Origin of the sequence: Pseudomonas sp., assembly GCF_026224925.1 — a bacterium.
Lineage (GTDB): Bacteria > Pseudomonadota > Gammaproteobacteria > Pseudomonadales > Pseudomonadaceae > Aquipseudomonas.
In genome coordinates this window covers 1-6,357 of sequence record NZ_JAMFRV010000728.1, presented here as the reverse complement: position 1 = coordinate 6,357, position 6,357 = coordinate 1, and the positions used below count along the sequence as shown (strand labels likewise).

Below are 6,357 nucleotides of genomic sequence, written 5' to 3'. Positions count from 1 at the left end.
TAGAAATTTCGCCAGTGCAAAGGACCCTACAAAACCGAATAGCGCGATCAACAGCGCGGCTTCGAAATAGGTGTCGCTGGCATAGCGGATGCCCAGCACCAGCATCATCAGCATGGCGAGGATGTACAAGTAGTCCAGCGCCAAGACCCGGTCCTGCGCCGACGGCCCCTTGAACAGGCGAATCAACGTCAAAAACATCGCCAATACGAAGATGCAGAGGGTGATCAGAATGGCGTTGGCGAGCAAATCACTCATTGAAAGATCTCCATCAGCGGGCGTTCATAACGGTGCTTGAAGTGCTCAATGAATTGCGCCTCATCGTCCAGGTCGAACACGTGCATCAGTAGCACGCTGCGGTCCAGCGCCAGCTCCGACCAAACGGTTCCAGGCACAACGGTAGTGATCATCGATAAAGCCGCCAGACCATTGGCGTCGTGCAAGTCCAGCGGGACTTTGACGAAGGCCGGTCGAGGCGGGTGTCGATTGGCATTCCACACTCGCCAGCCCACTGCCAGATTGGACGTTACGACATCGCAGCCTACGCACAGGAGCAGCTTGAATATCACCCCCGGCCTGCGGATTTTCACCGGCAACGGTCGCAGCGGTGCGGTCAACAGCGGGGCCATGAACCCGAACAGCGCACCGAGCAATACGTTGCCAGGGCTGAGCGACAGGTTCAACAGCAGCCACAGCAGCCAAAGTGCCAATGACAACCATGGCGCGGGGAAGAAACGCTTCATGGTTGTGCCTCCGCAGCTGACACGGTGGCTGCGGTGGGGCCGGGCACTGGCCGCGCGGCCATCACGGACAATACGTATTGCTGTGGATCATGCAACGCCGCCGCGGTGTCTTGGGTATAACGCAACAGCGGTTCAGCTTTGAACGTCAGGGCAATGCACAGTCCCAGCAAAATAACGATGGGCAGGCACTCATAGCTGCGCAGCTGAGGTGACGGCCGATCCGTTGGGGTCCAGAAACGCTGGATGCCGACTCGGGAAAAAGCCAGGAGTGAGGCAAGTCCGGAGAAAATCAGCAGGCTAATCAACGCCCAGCTATTTCCAGACACGGCTTCGTCCTTGGCTACATCCAGCCCTAATGGATTAAGCAGCGCGCTGAGCAGGGTCAGCTTGCCGATAAACCCGGACAGTGGCGGCATGCCGATAATCAACAAGGCGCAGGCGATAAAACTCAGCCCGAGAAACGCCTTGGTCAGCGGAATAACGTGGCCTACCACGGCTTTCTGTTGGTCATCAAGGTTGGTGCCCGGCGGCGGTTGCAGCGACTCCATGTTCCGGGGCAACTGATCAGCATCTTCTTCAAGGGGTATTTCGTTGGCCGAACGCGAGCGCTCGATCAATTCGGACAGCAAAAATAACGCACTGAGGGCCAAGGTAGAGCTGGCCAGATAGAACAGCGCCCCTGCGGTCAAACTCGGCTGCGCAAAACCGATGGCAGACAACAGGATGCCGGCCGACACCAGGATGCTCAAGCCCGCCATACGCTCAAGGCGTTGCGCAGCAAGAATGGCCACGGCCGATGTGAGGATCGTCGCCATCCCGCCGTAAACCAGCCAATCGCCGCCGAAAAATGCCGATGCACCGGCTTGCCCGGAGAACAGCAACGTCCACAGCCGCAGCAGCGTATACACGCCGACCTTGGTCATAATGGCGAACATCGCGGCAACGGGAGCACTGGCCGCCGAGTAAGCCGGCACCAGCCAGAAGTTCAATGGCCACATTCCGGCCTTGGCCAGAAACGCTGTGGCCAGAATAGCGGCGCCGGCCTGCAGCAGGCCGCGATCAGCCTCTGGCACCAGGGGGATTTTCATGGCCAGGTCGGCCAGGTTCAGCGTGCCAGTCACGCCATAAATCATTGCCGCGCCAATCAGGAACAAGGACGAAGCCACCAGGTTGATAGTGATGTAATGCAAGCCCGCTGAGACCCGTGCTCGGCCTGAGCCATGCAACATCAGGCCATAGGACGCTGCCAGCAACACCTCGAAGAACACGAACAAGTTGAACAGGTCGGCGGTCAAGAACGCGCCGTAGAGGCCCATCAGCTGGATTTGAAACAATGCATGAAAACTGGCGCCCGCTCTATCCCAGCGCGCCAAGGCGAAGAGCAGGGCGCATACGCCGATGATCCCGGTCAATACCAGCATTAGTGCGGCCAAGTGGTCCACTACCAGCACGATGCCGAACGGGGCTTCCCAATTACCCGGCAGGTAAACGCCGATTGAACCTGTGGTGCCGTCTTTCTGTACCCAGATGAACAAGCAGACCGATATCGCCAGCCCGAGCACGGTCGACAGCAGGTTGATCTGTGCTTTGAGTGGTCGACGCTTTTCCCCCAGTATCAACATCAGGGCGGCGGTCAGCAGCGGCAGCAAAATAGGCGCGACGATCAGTTGGTTCATTAAGGTTGAAGGGTTCAACAGCGTCATTCGTTAGGCTCCCGGCCATCGACATGGTCGGTGCCGGTCAGGCCCCGGGAAGCCAGAAGCAACACCAGAAACAGCGCGGTCATGGCGAAACTGATAACGATCGCGGTCAATACCAGTGCTTGCGGCAACGGGTCGGTGTAATTGAGTAAGTCATGGGGTATGCCTTCCTTGATGATCGGCTCCTTGCCGATGAACAGGCTGCCCATGCTGAAAATGAACAGATTGACCCCGTAGGACAGTAGGCACAGGCCCATCACCACCTGAAAGGTCCGCGGCCGCAGGATCAGCCAGACGCCCGAAGCAGCCAGTACCCCGATGGCGATTGCGATGACTTCTTCCATCAGGCAGCTCCTTGCGTGGCAATAGGTTTTGGCAACGACGTCGGGCGATGGCTTCGCACCGATTGGTGAGCCAGTGCGGTAAGAATCAGTAAGGTCGAACCCACCACCACCGCGTAGACGCCAATGTCGAAAAACAACGCGCTGGCGATGTGTATGTCTCCCAGCAATGGCAGATGCACATGGGCGGTATGGGTGGTGAGGAACGGATAGCCCAGCGCCATGGCGCCGAGTCCCGTCAGCGTTGCACACAGCAGTCCGGTGCCCATCCAGCGCAATGGACGCAGGCTCATTTTCGCCTCGACCCACTGCGTGCCGGCGACCATGTACTGCAGAATGAACGCCACTGACATCACCAAGCCAGCAACGAATCCGCCACCGGGTTGATTGTGCCCGCGCATGAACAAGTACATCGACACCACGAACGCGATGGGCAACAACAAGCGCACTAACACCGCCGGAACCATCATGAAGCCCAATGCGGTGTCGCTGGCACTGCGAGGGTTGACCAGATCAGTGACCACATCCCGTGCCAGCAACCGCTGTTGCGAAGGCAGTGGAATGCTTTCTTTGGGTGGGCGGAAGCGTCTCAACAAGGCGAATACGGTCAGTGCCACGGCGGTTAATACGGTGATTTCACCTAAGGTGTCGAACCCTCGGAAGTCTACAAGCATGACGTTCACCACATTAGTGCCACCGCCTTGAGGTAACGCTCGGCTGAGGTAGAACGACGAAATGGTATTAGGTGTCGGACGGGTCAGCATGGCGTAGGAGAGCAGCGCCATGCCACCACCAACCAGTCCCGACAGCAGCAAGTCACGCACTCGGCGTGCCTTGGCGCGATTGACGCTAGCCGGCGACGGTGCGACGTTTTCATTACGTCTTGGCAACCAGCGCAGCCCCAGCAGGATCAACACGGTGGTGACCACTTCCACCACCAATTGAGTCAACGCCAAGTCCGGTGCCGAGAACCAGACGAAGGTTACACACGTCATCAAGCCGCAGACGCTGACCATGGTCAGCGCCGCGAGACGGTGATATTTAGCTTGCCATGCAGCGCCCAGGGCGCAGGCAATCGCGATTAGCCACAAGGTGACGAAGACCCCGGAGCCAGGGATTTTTGGGCGATCGCCCCAACTTAAACCGCTGTGGAAGAGTGGAACCCATCCGGCGACCAACGCCACCAATACCAGCAAAAACAGTTGCGCCTGTAAGCGGTTGGTAACGACCCGTCTTTCGAAACGCCGGGCCCAGCGCATCATGATCACCAGCGTCCGTTCGAACAGATGTTTGCCGTTCAGGCGCGACACCAATGGAGGGCCGGTAAAACGCTCCTCTTTGAAAGAAGTGCGTAATAACAGGTACAGAATGATCCCGCCGCCCATGGCCACCAGGCTCATGATCATCGGTGCATTCCAGCCGTGCCAGATAGCCAGGCTGTACTCAGGCAGCGTACCGCCTACCACCGGTTGCGCTGCCGCGGCCAACAATGGACCGACGGACAGGGCCGGGAAGACCCCGACGATCAAGCACGCAAACACCAGCAGTTCGACCGGGGCGCGCATCCAACGCGGCGGCTCGTGAGGTGTGTGGGGCAGGTTGGTGGCCTTCGGGCCGAAAAACACATCCACGGTAAAGCGCAACGAGTAGGCAACGCTGAAGGCTCCGGCGAGGGTCGCTATCACGGGCAGGGCCATTTCAACCCATGCAGTGGACGAGATGAAAACGGTCTCGGCAAAGAACATTTCCTTTGACAGAAAACCGTTTAGCAGGGGCACGCCAGCCATGGATGCGCTGGCGACCATGGCCAGTGTTGCGGTATACGGCATCATTTTGATCAGGCCGCTGAGCCGCCGAATATCACGGGTGCCGCTTTCGTGATCGATGATCCCCGCGGCCATGAACAGCGAGGCCTTGAAGGTCGCGTGATTGAGGATATGGAACACCGCAGCAACGGCCGCCAACGGGCTATTCAAGCCGAGCAATAAGGTAATCAGCCCCAAGTGGCTGATGGTTGAGTACGCCAGCAAGCCTTTGAGGTCGTTCTGGAAAATGGCCGAGTAAGCGCCCAGCAAGAGCGTGCAGGCGCCAGCACCACTGACGATCCAGAACCACTCTTCGGTGCCCGATAGCACCGGCCAGAATCGCGCCAGTAGAAATACGCCGGCTTTGACCATCGTTGCCGAGTGTAAATAAGCCGACACCGGCGTCGGCGCCGCCATGGCATGGGGCAGCCAGAAGTGGAACGGAAACTGTGCGCTTTTGCTCAAGGCACCGATCAAGATAAGGGGCAGCAGTATCGGGTACAGCGTGTGGGCACGGATCTGTTCGCCGGCAGCGAGCACCTTGTCCAGGTCGTAGCTGCCGACCACGTGACCGAGCAACATGACACCCACCAACAGCGCCAGGCCTCCGGTGCCGGTAACGACCAACGCCATGTAGGCACCACGTCGTGCATCGGCGCGGTGGTGCCAATAGCCAATCAGCAGGAATGAGAAGAGGCTGGTCAGTTCCCAGAAAAATACGATTTGGATCAAGTTGCCGGAGATCACCAGACCCAGCATGGCGCCCATGAACGCGAGGAAAAAAGCGAAAAACCTGGGGACTGGGTCGTCGGGTGACATGTAGTACCGCGCGTACAACGACACCAGCGCTCCGATGCCCAGCACCAGCATCGAAAACAGCCAGGCGAAGCCGTCCATGCGCAGTGAGAAGTTCAGGCCCAGGCTGGGCAGCCAAAAAAATTCCTGGTGAATGACGCCGCCGTTGGCGATTTGCGGATACCACAACGCAACCTGGATCGCCCCGACGAGGCTGAGAACCCCTGCCAAAATCGACTCGGCGTTACGCGCATTGTGCGGCAGCAGTGCCGCTACACAGCTGCCGAAAAAGGGCAGAAGCAGCAGAATTATCAGGGACATAGGCTTCTAATCTGCAAGGAAATGGCGAAGATGATACGTGGCAGGGCGCGGATCACCAACCGGCAACCTGTGGCAAGATCCTACAGGCGATGCGCTACAATGTTAGTCGGTAGGGGCAAACATGTTTGCGAGAGTCTGCGTATTGTTCGAGTTTCTGCGGGAGCCAATTCGTTCGTGAAGGTACGACTCGGTCCTGCTGATTCACTCCGCATTGCTCAGCACATCCTGTTCTTCCTGAACGGCTTCCTTTTTCCGGCTTTTAAGTTCGCTGACGATGACGCCCGCGACGATTAATGCTGCACCGAACAAAGCGATGGCGGGCAAACGCTCGCCCGCCAGGCGTCCGGCAATTCCGGCCCAAACGGGTTCCCCGGCATAGATCACAGTTGCGCGGGTGGGGGATACGGTTTTCTGCGCCCAGTTCATGGCGACTTGAATCGCCGCGCTGGCAGCGCCCAGGCCTACTGCGCTGATAACCAATAACCAGGAAAAGTCAGGCAACGATTCGCCGGTGGGCACGACCATCATGAACGACAGCACCGAGGCGGTAGCCAATTGCACCACGGTCACGCGGCGGACATCGACCTTGCCCGCGTAGGCACTGATCAGGATGATCTCAGCGGCAATAGCAATGGCGCTGACCACGGTCGCCAAC

6 protein-coding genes are annotated in these 6,357 nt (G+C 58.6%); all 6 read right to left on the bottom strand.

Annotated features, from left to right (window positions below; all coding sequences use genetic code 11):
- Positions 1-255 (bottom strand): K+/H+ antiporter subunit F (locus M0974_RS30260; protein ID WP_297845601.1); only part of this gene is annotated, 255 nt, incomplete at its 3' end.
- Positions 252-740 (bottom strand): Na+/H+ antiporter subunit E, encoded by a 489-nt coding sequence (locus tag M0974_RS30255; protein ID WP_297845600.1) that lies wholly within the window; start codon positions 738-740, stop codon positions 252-254. The genes M0974_RS30255 and M0974_RS30260, both read right to left, overlap by 4 nt.
- Complete coding sequence (locus M0974_RS30250; protein WP_297845599.1) at positions 737-2,443, bottom strand: monovalent cation/H+ antiporter subunit D; 1,707 nt, start codon at positions 2,441-2,443, stop codon at positions 737-739. Before M0974_RS30250 ends, M0974_RS30255 begins: the two co-directional genes overlap by 4 nt.
- Entirely contained in the window at positions 2,440-2,784 is a 345-nt protein-coding gene (locus tag M0974_RS30245) for a Na+/H+ antiporter subunit C (RefSeq protein WP_297845597.1), read from the bottom strand. Before M0974_RS30245 ends, M0974_RS30250 begins: the two co-directional genes overlap by 4 nt.
- A complete protein-coding gene (locus M0974_RS30240) occupies positions 2,784-5,702 on the bottom strand; it encodes a monovalent cation/H+ antiporter subunit A (RefSeq protein WP_297845596.1) in 2,919 nt (972 codons plus the stop codon). The genes M0974_RS30245 and M0974_RS30240 overlap by 1 nt, the downstream gene beginning before the upstream one ends.
- Positions 5,703-5,903: 201 nt before the next feature.
- The coding region (locus tag M0974_RS30235; protein ID WP_297845595.1) for a DMT family transporter at positions 5,904-6,357 on the bottom strand (454 nt) is incomplete at its 5' end.

Bases quoted from the DNA above. Each gene is read 5' to 3' on its own strand.
- M0974_RS30255 (WP_297845600.1), bottom strand. From the start codon at position 740: ATGAAGCGTTTCTTCCCCGCGCCATGGTTGTCATTGGCACTTTGGCTG.
- M0974_RS30250 (WP_297845599.1), bottom strand. From the start codon at position 2,443: ATGACGCTGTTGAACCCTTCAACCTTAATGAACCAACTGATCGTCGCG.
- M0974_RS30245 (WP_297845597.1), bottom strand. From the start codon at position 2,784: ATGGAAGAAGTCATCGCAATCGCCATCGGGGTACTGGCTGCTTCGGGC.
- M0974_RS30240 (WP_297845596.1), bottom strand. From the start codon at position 5,702: ATGTCCCTGATAATTCTGCTGCTTCTGCCCTTTTTCGGCAGCTGTGTA.